Source organism: Paenibacillus cymbidii (assembly GCF_004764705.1).
In the GTDB taxonomy this organism is placed as follows: Bacteria; Bacillota; Bacilli; order Paenibacillales; family NBRC-103111; genus Paenibacillus_AN; species Paenibacillus_AN cymbidii.
This window is the reverse complement of the sequence record NZ_SHLX01000031.1, coordinates 1-13,171: the sequence shown is the minus strand read 5'-3', so window position 1 is coordinate 13,171 and position 13,171 is coordinate 1. Positions and strand designations below refer to the sequence as shown.

Below are 13,171 nucleotides of genomic sequence, written 5' to 3'. Positions count from 1 at the left end.
GCGATATGACGGAACCATTGCCAAACGGGCCGACGGTCCGCTCCCACTATCCCGAATACGATGTCATGGACGCGCTCGAACAGTGGGACGACCATACGCAGGCGATCGTCGGCGCCCGGCTTGTCCGCGAGCACGATTACCGGTACCTGACGCTGACCGAAGCCGAGCTGCTGCGCGCCGTATGCTCGCTCCTCGCGGGCGACGACCGCGGCGAAATCATCCAGTATGTGCTCTGCCACATCGACGAGACGCTGTATCGCAACGTTGGCGAAAGCCAGCGCAAAGCCGGCGTGCCCGCAGCGCGCCAGCTCATCCGCGACGGCTTGCAGGCGCTCGACCGGGCGTCGATGCTGCGCTTCGGCGATCATCTGTTCCAGCTGCACGGCAACGAGCAGCGACAGTTGATGCTCGAGTTCGGCGAGTTCCGCGTCGAACCGGCGGCCGTGTGGAACGGGCTGCCGCAGAAGGCGCTATTCCAGAAGCTGCTTGCGCTTACTGTCGAAGCTTATTATTCGCACCCGCTGGTATGGTCGGAAATCGGTTACGGCGGTCCCGCCTATCCGCGCGGCTATGTGCGTACGGCCATTGGCCAGACCGATCCGTGGGAGGCGAAGCGCAGCCATGATGAAGCGTAAATACGAAGGGGAAGAAGTCGACGCCGTCATCGTCGGCGCCGGTGCGGCCGGCGGCGTCATCGCCCGCAAGCTGAGCAAGGCCGGCCTTTCGGTCGTAGTGCTCGAGGCCGGGCCCTGGCGCGACCCGCAGCGCGATTTCGCCAGCGACGAGCTCGCCATGCGGCGGCTTAGCTGGCAGGATGAGCGGCTGACGGCGGGTGCCGACCCGCTCCAGCTCGGGCACAACAATTCCGGCCGCGGCGTTGGCGGCGGCACGGTGCATTTTACCGGCGTGTTCCTGCGCATGCACCGCGCCGACTTCGAAACGCGCACCCGCGACGGCGTTGGCGCCGACTGGCCGATCGGCTACGATGAGCTTGCGCCGTATTATGCGCAAACGGAGAAGGACATCGCCGTGTCGGGGCCGCGCCATTTTCCGTGGGGCGAGTTTCATGGGCCGTATCCGTTGCCCGAACGCGATCCGCTCAGTCCGAACGCCGAGCTGTTCCGCCGCGGCTGCGAGAAGCTGCAGATCGAATCGGCCGTTGCGCCGCTGGCGATTCTGTCCGCGCCGCACGAAGGCCGGCCGCCCTGCATCAATCGCGGCTTCTGCAACCAGGGCTGCATGCCGAACGCCAAATTCAGCACGCTTATCGTGCATATCCCGCAGGCGGTCGAGGCCGGCGCCGAGCTGCTGGCGGATTGCACCGTCACGCAGGTGCTGACGGGAGCGGACGGCCGGGCGCGCGGCGTCGCCTTCGTACATGACGGGCGTTCTTACGAACAGCGCGCCCGGCTCGTCATCCTGTGCGCGTTCGCCGTCGAAACGCCGCGGCTGCTGCTGAACTCCGCGAACGCGTTGTTCCCGGACGGGCTCGCCAACAGCAGCGGCTGGGTCGGGAGGGCGATCATGCCGCACAGCAGCCACGACGTATACGCCCGCTTCCCGGAGGAGGTGCGCCTGTACAAAGGCACGCCCGTGCTCGCGACAACGCAGCATTATTACGCGACGGACGAGCGCCGCGGCTTCGCCCGCGGGTATTCGCTGCACGCGCACGGGGCGCGGCCGCTCTCCTTCGCCCAAGGCATCGTCGGCGCCGTCGGCGGGCCTTACTACGGCCCCCGGCTGCGCCAGGCGGTGCTCGATTACAACTTCTACGGCCGGGTCACGATGGTCGGCGAAGTGCTGCCCGATGCCGACAACCGGGTGGCCCTGGCGGATGAAAAAGACGCGCTCGGTCTGCCCCGGGCCAAGGTGACGTTCAGCTACGGCGACAACGACAGTCGCCTGATCGGCCACGCCGTCGCTTCGATGCAATCAATCCTGCGCGCCGCCGGCGGCACGCCCGAATTCGTCGTGCCCGATACGGCGCACCTTGTCGGCGGCTGCCGGATGGGCAACGACCCGGCGACGTCGGTCGTCGACAGCTACGGGCAATCGCACGACGTGCCGAATTTGTTCGTCTGCGACGCCAGCATTTTCGTGACGTCCTCCGGCGTCAATCCGACGAATACCGTCATGTCGCTGGCGGCGCGGACGGCGGACCGGATCATCCAGTTGGCGTCGCGCTTCGAGCTTGCCGCGGGGGCGCGCACGCCCTGACTTGGCCCCGCCTTTCCAATCGGCTACAATGGAATCAAACGCAGCGTCCAATTGCCAGGGAGGGGTTGCCTTATGCCAATCATGGAAATCACCGTCGTGCCGCTCGGCACCGCCACAACGAGCATCAGCGCTTACGTCGCCGACCTGCACCGGCTGCTCGACGATTCCGGGCTGCCGATCCGTTTCGAAATGTCGTCGATGAGCACCGTAATCGAAGGGAAGCTGGAGCACCTGTTCGCCGTAGCCCGTCAGCTGCATGAAGCGCCGTTTCACCGCGGCGCACAGCGCGTTTCGACTTCGCTGCGCATCGACGACCGCCGCGACAAGGACGCCTCCATGGCGTCGAAGCTGCAATCGGTACGCGACAAGCTGGTGCAGGACACACCCGCGTCGCCGTCGTATTGACGGTGTTTATGAGAAACCATCAGGGAAGGATCATCTTGCCGGTCCTTTCCTGACGCGAAACAGACGCCTTGGTGGGTGGTTTGTCAGCTTCCGGTTCTACTTCTCGCCAAGCAGACATGTTGCACAAAGCGACGCACCCTCCCCTTCCGCCAACTAACCAAATTTGCTTTCGGGCCGCTCCGATCAAGCCTGCTGAAAAAAAGGCCCGTTTTTATGGCCTATTCCGCCAAAAACGGGCTGACTCTCGGAAATAACCAGTGAAATCACTGGCTATTTCGGCTAAAAGGCCTGATTTAGAGCCTGGCGGAGCAAATAGGCCATGTTTTCACTGGCTATTTCCGAAGGGGTGGGCAAAATAGGGCAAATAGGCCATTTTTCAGTGGTTATTTTCGCTACCCGACCGGAGTGTGAAACGATGCTTCCGGCCACGCTTGGCTGCGCGACGGTGCAAAGGGGGAGCCGGTCAATGACCAGCCCCCCCAATGGTTTCCATTTATTGAAAACCACATCCCATTAAACCCCTCTTACTGGAACTCCTCCAATTCGTTCGGCTTCACCTTTTCCGTGCGCTGCAGCGCCATCATCCGTCTGCCCTCGTCGTAGCGGAAATGATACACATCAATATAATCTTGCCCCGCCCCGTATCCGCCCGTCACCACAAGCTCCTCTCCGACGATGCGCACATGGTCGCGCGGCAGTTGGCCGATCGCCGTCAGCACTCGGCCCGGTTCCATTTCGAACGGAATCGGGAAAGCCCGGCCGTCCTCCGCGCTGACGCCAAACAGGTACGTTTCAAGTCCGTGGCAGTCCGTATAGCGCGGAACGTAAACATAAACGACGCTGCCGCCGAGCGCGAGTCGTTTCATCGCCACCGGATCGCGCTGCGGCTGCACGATTTCAAAATCGGCCGGGAACGTCAGCACCACACTCGGCTGCCCGCCTCCCGCGGGCTCCCATACCGCCTCGTAAGTGCCCCTCCAGCTCCAATCGTCCTCCAACCCGTAGCAGCTTGGCGCGCCGAGCTTGGCCGCGCGCGCTTCGTCCGCCGGTTTCACCAGCAAGCGCCCGGCCGGATCCTCGGCAATAGCGCGAACCGAACGATCTTCCTCCGAATCGTCCGCCACCGCCGCAGGCTGCGCGGAAGGCGCGGCATCGCCGCCGCGGGGCGAATCCGTAGTCGCGGCCGCATCCGGCTGCAGCCCGAAGCCCGGAGGAAGACGCCCCTCTCGCTGCTGAGGGGCAAAGATTAGCACCGCCAGCACCAAAGAGGCCGCCGTCGCCAGCATCAACCGGCGCATCGCCGTCGCCCGCCGCAGCCGCGGCACTTTGCCGGCAACGTCCATTCCGCGCCGCACCCGTTCGGCTACCGGCGCGAGATCGCGCGGCGCCGGATCGACCGCCAGCTGCTCTTCCCAATTCGATTCGCGTTTGTTCACGGCCGCTCCCCCTTCTCCGCCTGACTGGATATCCGCTTGCGGGCGCGATGCAGCCGCGACTTGACGGTTCCTTCGGCAACGCCCAGCACGCCGGCGATTTCCTCCACGGACAGCTGATGATGCGCCGTCAGCACCAGCACTTCCCGCAGCTTGACCGGCAACGCCAGCACTTTCGCCCAAACGTCGTTGGCCGCCCAGTGGCGGATCGCTTCCGCCTCGGCCGAAGGCGCAACGCCCCGGTCGGCGATAAAGCCGACCAGCATCACCTTGCGTATGTAAGCGGAGCGCAAATGATCGTACACCGCGTTGCGGGTGATGCTGAGCAGCCAGCTTTTGACCGTCGATTCGCCCCGGAACGTACCCAGGTTGCGAAACGCCCGCATGAACGCCTCTTGCATCATATCGTCGGCCAGCTCGGGCTTGCAGACGAGGGAAAAGGCGAAGTTCCACACGTCTCTGCCGTAAGCGTCCATCAGGTCGCCCACGATACGGCGCTTGTCGAAGTCCCCGGACAAATGTTTGAGGTAATCAAACTCCACCGATTGCCCTCCTCTCCTCCAAGAGGACGAAACAGCGCGCGTTCAGGTTCCCTTTTCGACAAAAAAAGACGGCCCCCCGCAGGAACCGCCCCTCTCCGCTCGAAACAATCAAAACTGATCCGGATCCGGACCGCAACGCTCGTCGCGGTTGAGCGCATCGAGCCTGGCCATATCGGCCGGCGACAGCGCAAAATCGAAGATCCCGGCATTTTCGGCGATCCGTTCCGGCCGAATCGACTTCGGGATCGTCACGACGCCATGCTGCAAGTCCCAGCGCAGCACAACTTGCGCCGGCGTCTTGCCGTATGTCGCAGCCAGCTCGCGCACGACCGGCTCGTCCAGCACCCGCCCGACCATGAGCGGGCTCCAGGCTTCCAGCCGGATGCCTTTCTCCTCGCAGAACGTCCGCAGCGGCACCTGCGTCAGGCGAGGGTGATACTCCACCTGATTGACGGCCGGCACAACATCGCTGCGCTCCAGAATATGTTGCAAATGCCGAACTTGGAAGTTGCTCACGCCGATCGCGCGCACCGCCCCTTCGGCATACAGCCGCTCCAGGGCGCGCCACGTCTCCGCGTATTTGCCGCTGATCGGCCAGTGCACCAGGTACAGATCGACGACGTCGAGATCCAGCTTGCGCCGGCTAGCCTCAAATGCGCGCAGCGTCTGGTCGTAGCCGTGATCGTCGTTCCACACCTTGGTCGTGACAAAAATATTCTCGCGCGGCACCCCGCTCGCCTTGATCGCCCGCCCGACGCCGGACTCGTTGCCGTACAGCGCCGCCGTATCGATGCTGCGGTAGCCGAGCGCCAGCGCCGCTTCCACCGCTTGTTCGATATGATCGCCGTCCTCCGGCTTGCCCATCCACACGCCGAGCCCCAGCCACGGCATCGCGATGCCGTTGTTAAGCGTGACGCGCTCCTGAATCGATGTGACCATCTGTTCTCCTCCGATCGTTGCGTTGCGTGGCCCGGCGCCGCACCTGCCGCGTCCCCCGCCTGGTTTTATTCTACCCAGCGGTTCGGCCGTCCGCAACTTTCCGCCGATCGTAAGCCCCTACCTCACCCGATACTGGTCAAAATACTGAGGCACAATCTCCGTCGAAGCCCCCGGCATTTCCGGCAGCACGTAGTACCCGTCCTTAACCGTAGCCGGCTCGACAAAAATATGGCGAATCCACGGAATATACTCCAGCATGATCGCCCCTTGCGTGGAGGCGACAAGATGCTGATGGATTTGCCCCATATCGCCGACATGCGGGCAGATCGGCACGTCATAGGACGCCGCAAGACCGGCGACTTGAAGCCATTCCGTAATGCCAGCCACGCGGGTCACGTCCACCTGGCAATATTCGACGGCTCCCTGATGGATATAATCGCGGAACGCATATTTCGTATACACGTGTTCGCCCAGCGCAATCGGCACGTTCAGCTCGTCGGCCAGCTTCTTGTGGCCCATAATGTCGTCCGGATTAAGCGGCTCCTCCAGCCAGAACAGATCGAACTCCTCCAGCTTCTTGCCCCATGTCATCGCCGTATTGATGTTCCACTGCTGATTGACGTCGATCATGAAAATGACATCGTCGCCGATCACTTTGCGCACCGCCTTGCAGCGGTCGTAATCCTCGCGCGGGTCGGGTTTGCCGACTTTGATTTTGACGCCGGTAAAGCCGGATTCGACGATGTCCGCCACGTCCTTCAGCAGCCGCTCCTTCGACCAGTTGAGCCAGCCGCCGTTCGTGTTGTACGCCTTGATCCGCTTCGACTTGTGCCCGCCGAGGTACATCCAGAGCGGTTTGCCCGCCGCCTTGGCCATCAGGTCCCACAACGCGATGTCGACCGCCGCCAGCGCCATATGCGTAACTCCTGCGCGGCCGATCCAGTGCATTTTGCCATACCGCATCTCGTCCCACAGCTCTCTCACCATATAGGGATCTCTGCCGATCAGCAGCGGCGCGTAATACCTGTCGATCGTCTCCACGATCATTTCGTCGCCTTGCGCGCAAGTGCCCGTGTACCCGTAGCCGACGAACCCTTCGTCGGTAAACAGCCTTACCCCCGCCAGCCCCCAATGGGTGGCGACATTGATCGCGTCCGTAATCGGCGGCGTAATCGGCACGTGCAGCACGAAGCTTTCCACTTTCGTAATTTTCATCCGACTCTCTCCCTCTCTTTGCATATGGCCCCTCAGCGAAAATAATCGCGCGTCCGTTCATGCGACGAACGAATATGGGCAAGCAGCTCCTGCTCCGCTTCCTCCGGCTGGCGTGCGCTCAAGCGGCGAATAATCGCCATATGCTCCTGCCATTCCGTCTGCAGCGTCTGACGCTCCATCTCCCGGTGCGCGAACGACAGGTAGCGCTGGATGCGTTCGATGTACGCGCCGACGAGCTGCTTCAGCGATTCGTTGCCGCAATGGTCCAGAATCAAGCCATGCAGCCTCCGATTCATTTCCGCGATGTAGGCGATTTTCTCCTCTTCCTGTTGCGGTTCGCGTGCCGCCCACGTCCCCATGTCCCGTTCCAGTTCGGCGAGGAGGCCGCCCGGAATATGCGGCGCGGCCTTTCGCAGCGCCAGCCCCTCCAGTGCCAACCGGATCTCGAACATATCGTCAAGCTCTTGCAGCGACATATTCGCCGCATACATGCCCTTGAACGGCACCACGTCGACGAAGCCCTCTGCCGCCAGGCGCGACAGCGCTTCGCGAATCGGGATGTTGCTGACTTCCAGCTCGCGGCCGAGCTGATCGATGTTGATTTTGTCGCCGGCCGCAATTTGATGGCTCACAATTTGCTCCTTCAGCAAGGAGTAAATTTCATCGGTCAGCACGTAGCGGTTCAAGCTTTTTTTCAAGGCGGCTCACCTGCGTTCAATAATTATGTATCATACACGATTTATCATATCAAAATAACCCTTCCCCCGGCAATACACACTGACCGTGAAAAGCGAAAAATCTCCGGACGCCCTGCTCCGGAGATTTTGAATCGCTCGTTTACGCTTTCAAGCGAGTATAAATGACGTAGGAATAAACTACAGGAATCAGCGATACGATGGCGATCGCTGCCAACGAAGCGAACACCGCCGCCACGCCTCCCGCCAGCAGCGTCACGGCGATGGCGACAATGCCGCCGATCATGAACAGCGGCCCGCCCAAGCGGTGCGTTCTCCGCCATACCTCTTCGCTCGCGAGCGTCCACGGCGTGCGAATGCCGATCATATAGTTGTGCTGCACTTGCGTCATGTAGTTCCCGGTCACGATAAACAGCAGCCCGATGGCGATCAGCGCCAGTTTGCGGATATCCAGCTCGTAACCCAAATTAAACAGCAGCACCATCCAACCAGCCGCAACGACCAGCAAGCCGGCTCCGAGCCGAATCACTTCATAGGCGACGGGGAACTTTTCGTAATTGTCGCGCTTCGGATCGAGTCGCCGCACCACGCGCAGGATCGACGGAACCAGGCCGAGCAGGGCGAACATCAGAATCGACATGTTTTTGCTCATCGTACCGTTCACTTCATTGTTGACGCCAAAATGCGATGCCATCGTATCGGGCAGCCGGTCGTACATCAGCAGCGCCGCGATCGCGGGCGAGAGGCCAATCAACAGCACAAGCGCTTCTTTCCAACGTTTCATGACGGCTCCTCCTTCTTTTCAATCATGGTGAACATCCAGCCAATCACGTCTTCAACTACGGTCGTATGCAAGGTGTACACGATATTCTGACCCTGGCGCTCGTCCAGGATAAGTCCCGCCTGCTTAAGCAGGTTCAGATGGTGGGAAATGCTCGGCTTGCTGATGGCGAAGTGGTCGGCGATTTCTCCGGCATTCATGCTTCGATCGCGCAGCAGTTGCAAGATGCGGCGGCGCGTCGGATCGGCAAGCGCCTTAAACGCTTCGTTCATCGTACGACGCCCCCTTAACATTTAGATATTTGTCTAAATATCTAATTTAATCTTACGATACCGGGTTGCTTGCGTCAACCGCTTTTTCCTCGATTCCGGCTGCTGCGGCACCGTTCGCCACGTTTCAACAAAAACACCCTCTTTACATCGGACGCCCCTTCCGCTGACAATTAACTCATCTCCACGCGGTTGGGAGGCCTGCGCATGCATTCCGCTCCGTCAACAGTCCCGACCGACATTTGGGCAAAAGGGGTGTTCCGCAATGAGCGCACTGTTGTTTGAAACGATCAGCTATCACTGTGAGTTTCGGGTGTACAACGGCTATGTGCAGTGGATCAACAAAGGCTTCGCCTCGCGCAAAGACCACCGGCTGCCGTTCAGCGACATCGACGCGGTTACCGTGGATGCGCCGGGATGGGCTCATCCTTCCACGCTGCGCATCACCACCAAGGACGGGCAAACGCTGCAGTTCCTCGGCACGGACAAATCGATGGCGCAAGCGCGGGACACGATTCTGAGCGCGCTGCCTTAAGCCCCTTCTTTTGACCCTACATCGCGATGGCAGCTTTGTCGATTTTCACGAACGATATCGCCGAAGTTAGTCATTGTCCACGTACGCACCCGATTCGTGCCGCTCTATACTGGAATCAAACATCCGGTAGAGGAGCGGTCGCCATGATTATCGGCATCCCGAAAGAAGTCAAAAACAACGAAAATCGCGTCGCCGCCACGCCGGCCGGCGTTCATGCGCTGGTGCAGGCCGGCCATACGTTGCTCGTCGAGAACGAAGCAGGCGCCGGCAGCGGCTTCACCGACCCTGAATATGCCGCCGCCGGCGCGCGGCTTGTGCGTCAGGCCGCCGACGTTTGGTCCGGCGCGGACATGATTATGAAGGTGAAGGAGCCCCTGGCCGCGGAGTACGGGTATTTCCGTCCGGGGCTGGTGCTGTTCACCTATTTGCACCTCGCTGCCGAGCCGGCTTTGGCCGACGCACTGATCCGCAGCGGCGTTACCGCCATCGCCTACGAAACGGTTGAAGTCGGCCGCGGCTTGCCGCTGCTGAAGCCGATGAGCGAAGTTGCCGGTCGTATGGCCGCGCAGATCGGCGCGCAATTTCTGGAGAAGTCCCATGGCGGGCAAGGCATTCTTCTCGGCGGCGTGCCGGGCGTTGCGCGCGGTAAAGTGGCGATCGTCGGCGGTGGCGTCGTTGGCGCGAATGCGGCCCGCATCGCTGTTGGTCTCGGCGCCGATGTGACGATTCTCGACGTCAGCCCCGACCGTCTGCGCGAGCTAGACGACCTGTTCGGCCGCGACGTCCAGACGCTCGTGTCGAGCCCTTATACGATCGCCGAAACGATCGCGGCAGCCGACCTCGCCATCGGCGCGGTGCTCATTCCCGGCGCCAAGGCGCCCAAGCTGGTGAGCGAAGATGTCGTGCGCCGCATGAAGCCGGGTTCGGTCATCGTCGACGTGGCGATCGACCAAGGCGGCATTTTCGCCACGGCCGACCGCGTCACGACGCACGACCAGCCGACCTATACCAAACACGGCGTCGTCCATTACGCCGTCGCCAACATGCCCGGCGCGGTGCCGCGCACGTCGACGATGGCGCTGACGAATGCGACGCTTCCGTATGCGCTGCTGCTCGCGAACCAGGGCACCGCGCAAGCCGCCCAAACCAGCGTGCCGCTCCGGCTCGGCTTCAACATCGCCGGCGGCGCGGTCACGCATCCGACCGTTGCGACAGCGCTCGGCCAGCCTTATGCGGAGCCGCTCGAGGCGTTGAAGCAGCCGGTCAGCCCGTAAGCCTGGCTGCCCCTTGCGGCAGGGATTGACCACTTGCATCCCCCGGAAACGAACGTAGCCTTTACGGGTACGTTCGTTTTTTGCGGGGCTGCTTCCTCTTTACAGCCGGGCGGGAATCCGTACAATTAGGAGAGACAGGGCGATACACTTCAAGGAGGAACGACCCGCATGATGGACCATGCGTTTAACCGTCATTTCGATCGATTGGAAGATTTGGCGGATGCCATCGGGGAAACGTTTCATTGCCCGGTCACAATTGAAGACGCCAACCACCGGCTTCTGGCCTACAGCTCGCACAGCGCGCTGACCGATCCTGCACGAACGGCGACCATCATCGGCCGCCGCGTGCCGGAGCAAGTCATCAGCAGCTTGTGGGAAAGCGGTGTCATTCCCAAACTCATGAGCAGTCCGGAGCCGCTGCGCATCCAATCAATCGATCCGATCGGGTTGGGCAACCGGGTCGCTGTCGCCATCCGCAACAACGAGGAGACGATCGGCTACATTTGGGCGCTGGAGGTCGGCCGGCCGTGGGCCGAGGCGGAGATGCGCCTGTTCAAATCCGCGGCAGCGGCGGCCCGCGTCAATTTGCTGCAGCATCGGCTGCACCGGCGGAAAGAAGACGAAGAACGGCAAAGCTTGTTCTGGCAACTGTTGACCGGCCATCTCGGCCAAGAAGCGCAGATTAACGAACGGGCGGCCGAGCTCCATATCGCACTACCGGTCCCTTTTTTGGTGATCGTATTCGAGCTTGGCATCGATGAGATCGATTACGAAACAAAACAGCGTCTGCATTACATCATTCATGCTACTCAGCGCATCCGCCCCGTGCTGCATACCTTCGCCCACAACCGGCTGCTGGTGCTCGCTTCGCCGGCAAGCTTTCCCGATTTCCCTCAGCAGTTGCTCGCCTTTGTCGAAACGTGCCGCGACCAAATGCAGGAGCGGCTCCACCACGCCTCCGTGCTGGCCGGCGTTGGCGCCGCTTACGAATCGTACGAAGCCGTGGAGCTTAGCTACAAGGAAGCGCTGATGGTGCTGCGCATCAAGCGGCGTTTTCCCCGGGAAACCGGCTCGATCTACTTTTACCACGATCTCGGTTATTATCGGTTCCTGCCCTCCATCCTCGAACAGAAACGCCAATTCGGCTACGAGAACAGCAATTTGCGCAAGCTGAAAGCATATGACGCCGAACATGGCGGCAACTTGCTGGAGACGCTGGATACATTCCTCGCAAACGACAGCAACAGCAAACGCACAGCCGGCGCGCTCCACATCCATCCGAACACGCTCGCCTACCGCCTGAGCCGCATCGAGCAAGTCGGCGAAATCGACCTGACCAACATGGACCAGAAAGTCACGCTGTACATGGATCTGAAAACGGAGAAGCTGGCGCGCGGCACGGACGTTTAGTCACCACTTGCCTTGCCGCAGATGCCGGTTCGGAATAAGCCATGTTTTCGTGCCTATTTCGCCAAAAACGGGCTCCCCCAGTAAAATAGCCAGTAAAATCACTGGCTATTTCAGCAAAAAGGCCCGATTTGGGGCCTGGCGGAGCAAATAAGCCCTATTTTCGCTGGCTATTTCCGACGTGGCAGACCAAATCGGGAAAATAAGCCATTTTTCATAGGCTATTTTCGTCCCTTTACGCGTCAAAAAAAGCCCCCTTTCATCGAAAGGAGGCGGTTTAGGCAAAACATGGTGAGCCATGTAGGACTCGAACCTACGACACCCTGATTAAAAGTCAGGTGCTCTACCGACTGAGCTAATGGCTCTTGCAAATTCAATTTTCCCGTAAAAACGACAACTTATGCCGGATGCGATGAAGGAAATGGTGGAGGGTGATGGATTCGAACCACCGAACTCGTCAGAGAACAGATTTACAGTCTGCTGCGTTTGGCCACTTCGCTAACCCTCCGCGTTTCATCGGAAAAACCATATGGTGGCTCGGGACGGAATCGAACCGCCGACACGAGGATTTTCAGTCCTCTGCTCTACCGACTGAGCTACCGAGCCATAATGAGTAAGGGTCCAAAAACAAAAAAAATAAAATGGCGGAGCCGACGGGATTCGAACCCGCGGTCTCCTGCGTGACAGGCAGGCATGTTAGGCCTCTACACCACGGCTCCATAGCCAAATTATTCAGTGGTGCCGCCGAGAGGACTTGAACCCCCAACCTACTGATTACAAGTCAGTTGCTCTACCAGTTGAGCTACAGCGGCATATGAAATTGTAATGGTGGGCGCTGAGGGGATCGAACCCCCGACCCTCTGCTTGTAAGGCAGATGCTCTCCCGGCTGAGCTAAGCGCCCTTGTCCAATGATAAAGCTGAAATGGTAGCGGCAGAGGGGATCGAACCCCCGACCTTACGGGTATGAACCGTACGCTCTAGCCAGCTGAGCTACGCCGCCATAGTGATACAAACAAATATGATACAATCAGGGAAGTCTCGTGGCGGAGAGAGAGGGATTCGAACCCTCGCACCACTTACGCAGTCTAACCCCTTAGCAGAGGGTCCCCTTGAGCCACTTGGGTATCTCTCCAAGCAATTATTCCCTGAAAACTGGATACGAAACGAATGTCATGCACACAAGGTTTGAAGCATACGCTTCCGAAGTGAGGATCAGGTGTCCCTGACCATCTGTAGGATAAGCCCTCGACCGATTAGTATTCGTCAGCTGCACGCATTGCTGCGCTTCCACTCCGAACCTATCCACCTCGTCGTCTACAAGGGGTCTTACATACTGGGAAATCTCATCTTGAGGGGGGCTTCACGCTTAGATGCTTTCAGCGCTTATCCCGTCCGTACTTGGCTACCCAGCGGTGCTCCTGGCGGAACAACTGGTACACCAGCGGTACGTCCATCCCG

13 protein-coding genes, 8 tRNA genes and 1 rRNA gene are annotated in these 13,171 nt (G+C 60.3%); 6 read left to right on the top strand and 16 right to left on the bottom strand.

From position 1 onward, the window contains the following. Nucleotides 1-5 precede the first annotated feature (5 nt). The 3 genes from EXY20_RS30635 to EXY20_RS30625 all read left to right on the top strand — a co-directional run bounded on the left by EXY20_RS30635 (nt 6) and on the right by EXY20_RS30625 (nt 2,622). The gene (locus tag EXY20_RS30635) at nt 6-635 is read left to right on the top strand and encodes a gluconate 2-dehydrogenase subunit 3 family protein (RefSeq protein ID WP_135556231.1); all 630 of its coding nucleotides are present in this window, start codon (nt 6-8) and stop codon (nt 633-635) included. Beyond that, nucleotides 622-2,217: a GMC family oxidoreductase gene (locus tag EXY20_RS30630; protein ID WP_135556230.1), complete on the top strand. Its 1,596-nt coding sequence runs from the start codon at nt 622-624 to the stop codon at nt 2,215-2,217. Before EXY20_RS30635 ends, EXY20_RS30630 begins: the two co-directional genes overlap by 14 nt. A 72-nt stretch (nt 2,218-2,289) precedes the next feature. Next, nucleotides 2,290-2,622 (top strand): MTH1187 family thiamine-binding protein, encoded by a 333-nt coding sequence (locus tag EXY20_RS30625; protein WP_135556229.1) that lies wholly within the window; start codon nt 2,290-2,292, stop codon nt 2,620-2,622. A 524-nt stretch (nt 2,623-3,146) separates the two neighbouring features. Here EXY20_RS30625 and EXY20_RS30620 read toward each other — a convergent pair. From EXY20_RS30620 to EXY20_RS30590, 7 genes are all read right to left on the bottom strand, one after another. Then, entirely contained in the window at nt 3,147-4,058 is a 912-nt protein-coding gene (locus EXY20_RS30620; RefSeq protein ID WP_135556228.1) for a hypothetical protein, read from the bottom strand. Further along, a complete protein-coding gene (locus tag EXY20_RS30615) occupies nt 4,055-4,597 on the bottom strand; it encodes a sigma-70 family RNA polymerase sigma factor (protein WP_235886276.1) in 543 nt (180 codons plus the stop codon). The genes EXY20_RS30620 and EXY20_RS30615 overlap by 4 nt, the downstream gene beginning before the upstream one ends. A gap of 108 nt (nt 4,598-4,705) precedes the next feature. Continuing rightward, on the bottom strand, nt 4,706-5,536 hold the full coding sequence (locus EXY20_RS30610) for an aldo/keto reductase (RefSeq protein WP_135556227.1): 831 nt from the start codon (nt 5,534-5,536) through the stop codon (nt 4,706-4,708). 117 nt (nt 5,537-5,653) lie between these two features. Further along, a complete protein-coding gene (locus tag EXY20_RS30605; RefSeq protein ID WP_135556226.1) occupies nt 5,654-6,751 on the bottom strand; it encodes a mandelate racemase/muconate lactonizing enzyme family protein in 1,098 nt (365 codons plus the stop codon). Between the two features lie 32 nt (nt 6,752-6,783). Next, nucleotides 6,784-7,449 carry a GntR family transcriptional regulator gene (locus EXY20_RS30600; RefSeq protein ID WP_135556225.1) on the bottom strand — a complete coding sequence of 222 codons (666 nt, stop codon included), beginning with the start codon at nt 7,447-7,449 and terminating at the stop codon, nt 6,784-6,786. Between the two features lie 139 nt (nt 7,450-7,588). Then, the gene (locus EXY20_RS30595; protein WP_135556224.1) at nt 7,589-8,230 is read right to left on the bottom strand and encodes an SdpI family protein; all 642 of its coding nucleotides are present in this window, start codon (nt 8,228-8,230) and stop codon (nt 7,589-7,591) included. Continuing rightward, nucleotides 8,227-8,499 carry an autorepressor SdpR family transcription factor gene (locus tag EXY20_RS30590; RefSeq protein ID WP_135556223.1) on the bottom strand — a complete coding sequence of 91 codons (273 nt, stop codon included), beginning with the start codon at nt 8,497-8,499 and terminating at the stop codon, nt 8,227-8,229. Before EXY20_RS30590 ends, EXY20_RS30595 begins: the two co-directional genes overlap by 4 nt. Before the next feature lie 262 nt (nt 8,500-8,761). On the opposite strand from EXY20_RS30590, the gene EXY20_RS30585 reads away from it, so the two are divergent. The 3 genes from EXY20_RS30585 to EXY20_RS30575 all read left to right on the top strand — a co-directional run bounded on the left by EXY20_RS30585 (nt 8,762) and on the right by EXY20_RS30575 (nt 11,715). Then, the gene (locus EXY20_RS30585) at nt 8,762-9,031 is read left to right on the top strand and encodes a PH domain-containing protein (RefSeq protein ID WP_135556222.1); all 270 of its coding nucleotides are present in this window, start codon (nt 8,762-8,764) and stop codon (nt 9,029-9,031) included. Nucleotides 9,032-9,174: 143 nt separating this feature from the next. After that, on the top strand, nt 9,175-10,305 hold the full coding sequence (ald, locus tag EXY20_RS30580) for an alanine dehydrogenase (RefSeq protein WP_135556221.1): 1,131 nt from the start codon (nt 9,175-9,177) through the stop codon (nt 10,303-10,305). A gap of 168 nt (nt 10,306-10,473) precedes the next feature. Further along, nucleotides 10,474-11,715, top strand: coding sequence for a helix-turn-helix domain-containing protein (locus tag EXY20_RS30575; RefSeq protein WP_135556220.1), 1,242 nt, complete (start codon nt 10,474-10,476; stop codon nt 11,713-11,715). A 286-nt stretch (nt 11,716-12,001) separates the two neighbouring features. On the opposite strand, the gene EXY20_RS30570 is transcribed toward EXY20_RS30575, so the two are convergent. The 9 genes from EXY20_RS30570 to EXY20_RS30530 form a co-directional block, all read right to left on the bottom strand. Next, nucleotides 12,002-12,077: transfer RNA gene (locus tag EXY20_RS30570), tRNA-Lys, on the bottom strand. Between the two features lie 57 nt (nt 12,078-12,134). After that, nucleotides 12,135-12,220, bottom strand: a tRNA-Tyr gene (locus tag EXY20_RS30565). Between the two features lie 22 nt (nt 12,221-12,242). After that, nucleotides 12,243-12,318: transfer RNA gene (locus EXY20_RS30560), tRNA-Phe, on the bottom strand. Nucleotides 12,319-12,354: 36 nt separating this feature from the next. Continuing rightward, nucleotides 12,355-12,431: transfer RNA gene (locus EXY20_RS30555), tRNA-Asp, on the bottom strand. A 17-nt stretch (nt 12,432-12,448) separates the two neighbouring features. Next, nucleotides 12,449-12,524 (bottom strand) — tRNA-Thr (locus tag EXY20_RS30550). A gap of 14 nt (nt 12,525-12,538) precedes the next feature. Further along, nucleotides 12,539-12,614 (bottom strand) — tRNA-Val (locus tag EXY20_RS30545). 22 nt (nt 12,615-12,636) lie between these two features. After that, nucleotides 12,637-12,713 (bottom strand) — tRNA-Met (locus EXY20_RS30540). Nucleotides 12,714-12,754: 41 nt separating this feature from the next. Beyond that, nucleotides 12,755-12,845, bottom strand: a tRNA-Ser gene (locus EXY20_RS30535). A 101-nt stretch (nt 12,846-12,946) separates the two neighbouring features. Next, nucleotides 12,947-13,171, bottom strand: a 23S ribosomal RNA gene (locus EXY20_RS30530); the annotation flags it as partial.

Excerpts from the sequence above, each read along its gene's own strand:
- EXY20_RS30635 (WP_135556231.1), top strand. The coding sequence starts at position 6 with ATGACGGAACCATTGCCAAACGGGCCGACGGTCCGCTCCCACTATCCC.
- EXY20_RS30630 (WP_135556230.1), top strand. The coding sequence starts at position 622 with ATGATGAAGCGTAAATACGAAGGGGAAGAAGTCGACGCCGTCATCGTC.
- EXY20_RS30625 (WP_135556229.1), top strand. The coding sequence starts at position 2,290 with ATGCCAATCATGGAAATCACCGTCGTGCCGCTCGGCACCGCCACAACG.
- EXY20_RS30610 (WP_135556227.1), bottom strand. The coding sequence starts at position 5,536 with ATGGTCACATCGATTCAGGAGCGCGTCACGCTTAACAACGGCATCGCG.
- EXY20_RS30605 (WP_135556226.1), bottom strand. The coding sequence starts at position 6,751 with ATGAAAATTACGAAAGTGGAAAGCTTCGTGCTGCACGTGCCGATTACG.
- EXY20_RS30595 (WP_135556224.1), bottom strand. The coding sequence starts at position 8,230 with ATGAAACGTTGGAAAGAAGCGCTTGTGCTGTTGATTGGCCTCTCGCCC.
- EXY20_RS30590 (WP_135556223.1), bottom strand. The coding sequence starts at position 8,499 with ATGAACGAAGCGTTTAAGGCGCTTGCCGATCCGACGCGCCGCCGCATC.
- EXY20_RS30585 (WP_135556222.1), top strand. The coding sequence starts at position 8,762 with ATGAGCGCACTGTTGTTTGAAACGATCAGCTATCACTGTGAGTTTCGG.
- ald (WP_135556221.1), top strand. The coding sequence starts at position 9,175 with ATGATTATCGGCATCCCGAAAGAAGTCAAAAACAACGAAAATCGCGTC.
- EXY20_RS30575 (WP_135556220.1), top strand. The coding sequence starts at position 10,474 with ATGATGGACCATGCGTTTAACCGTCATTTCGATCGATTGGAAGATTTG.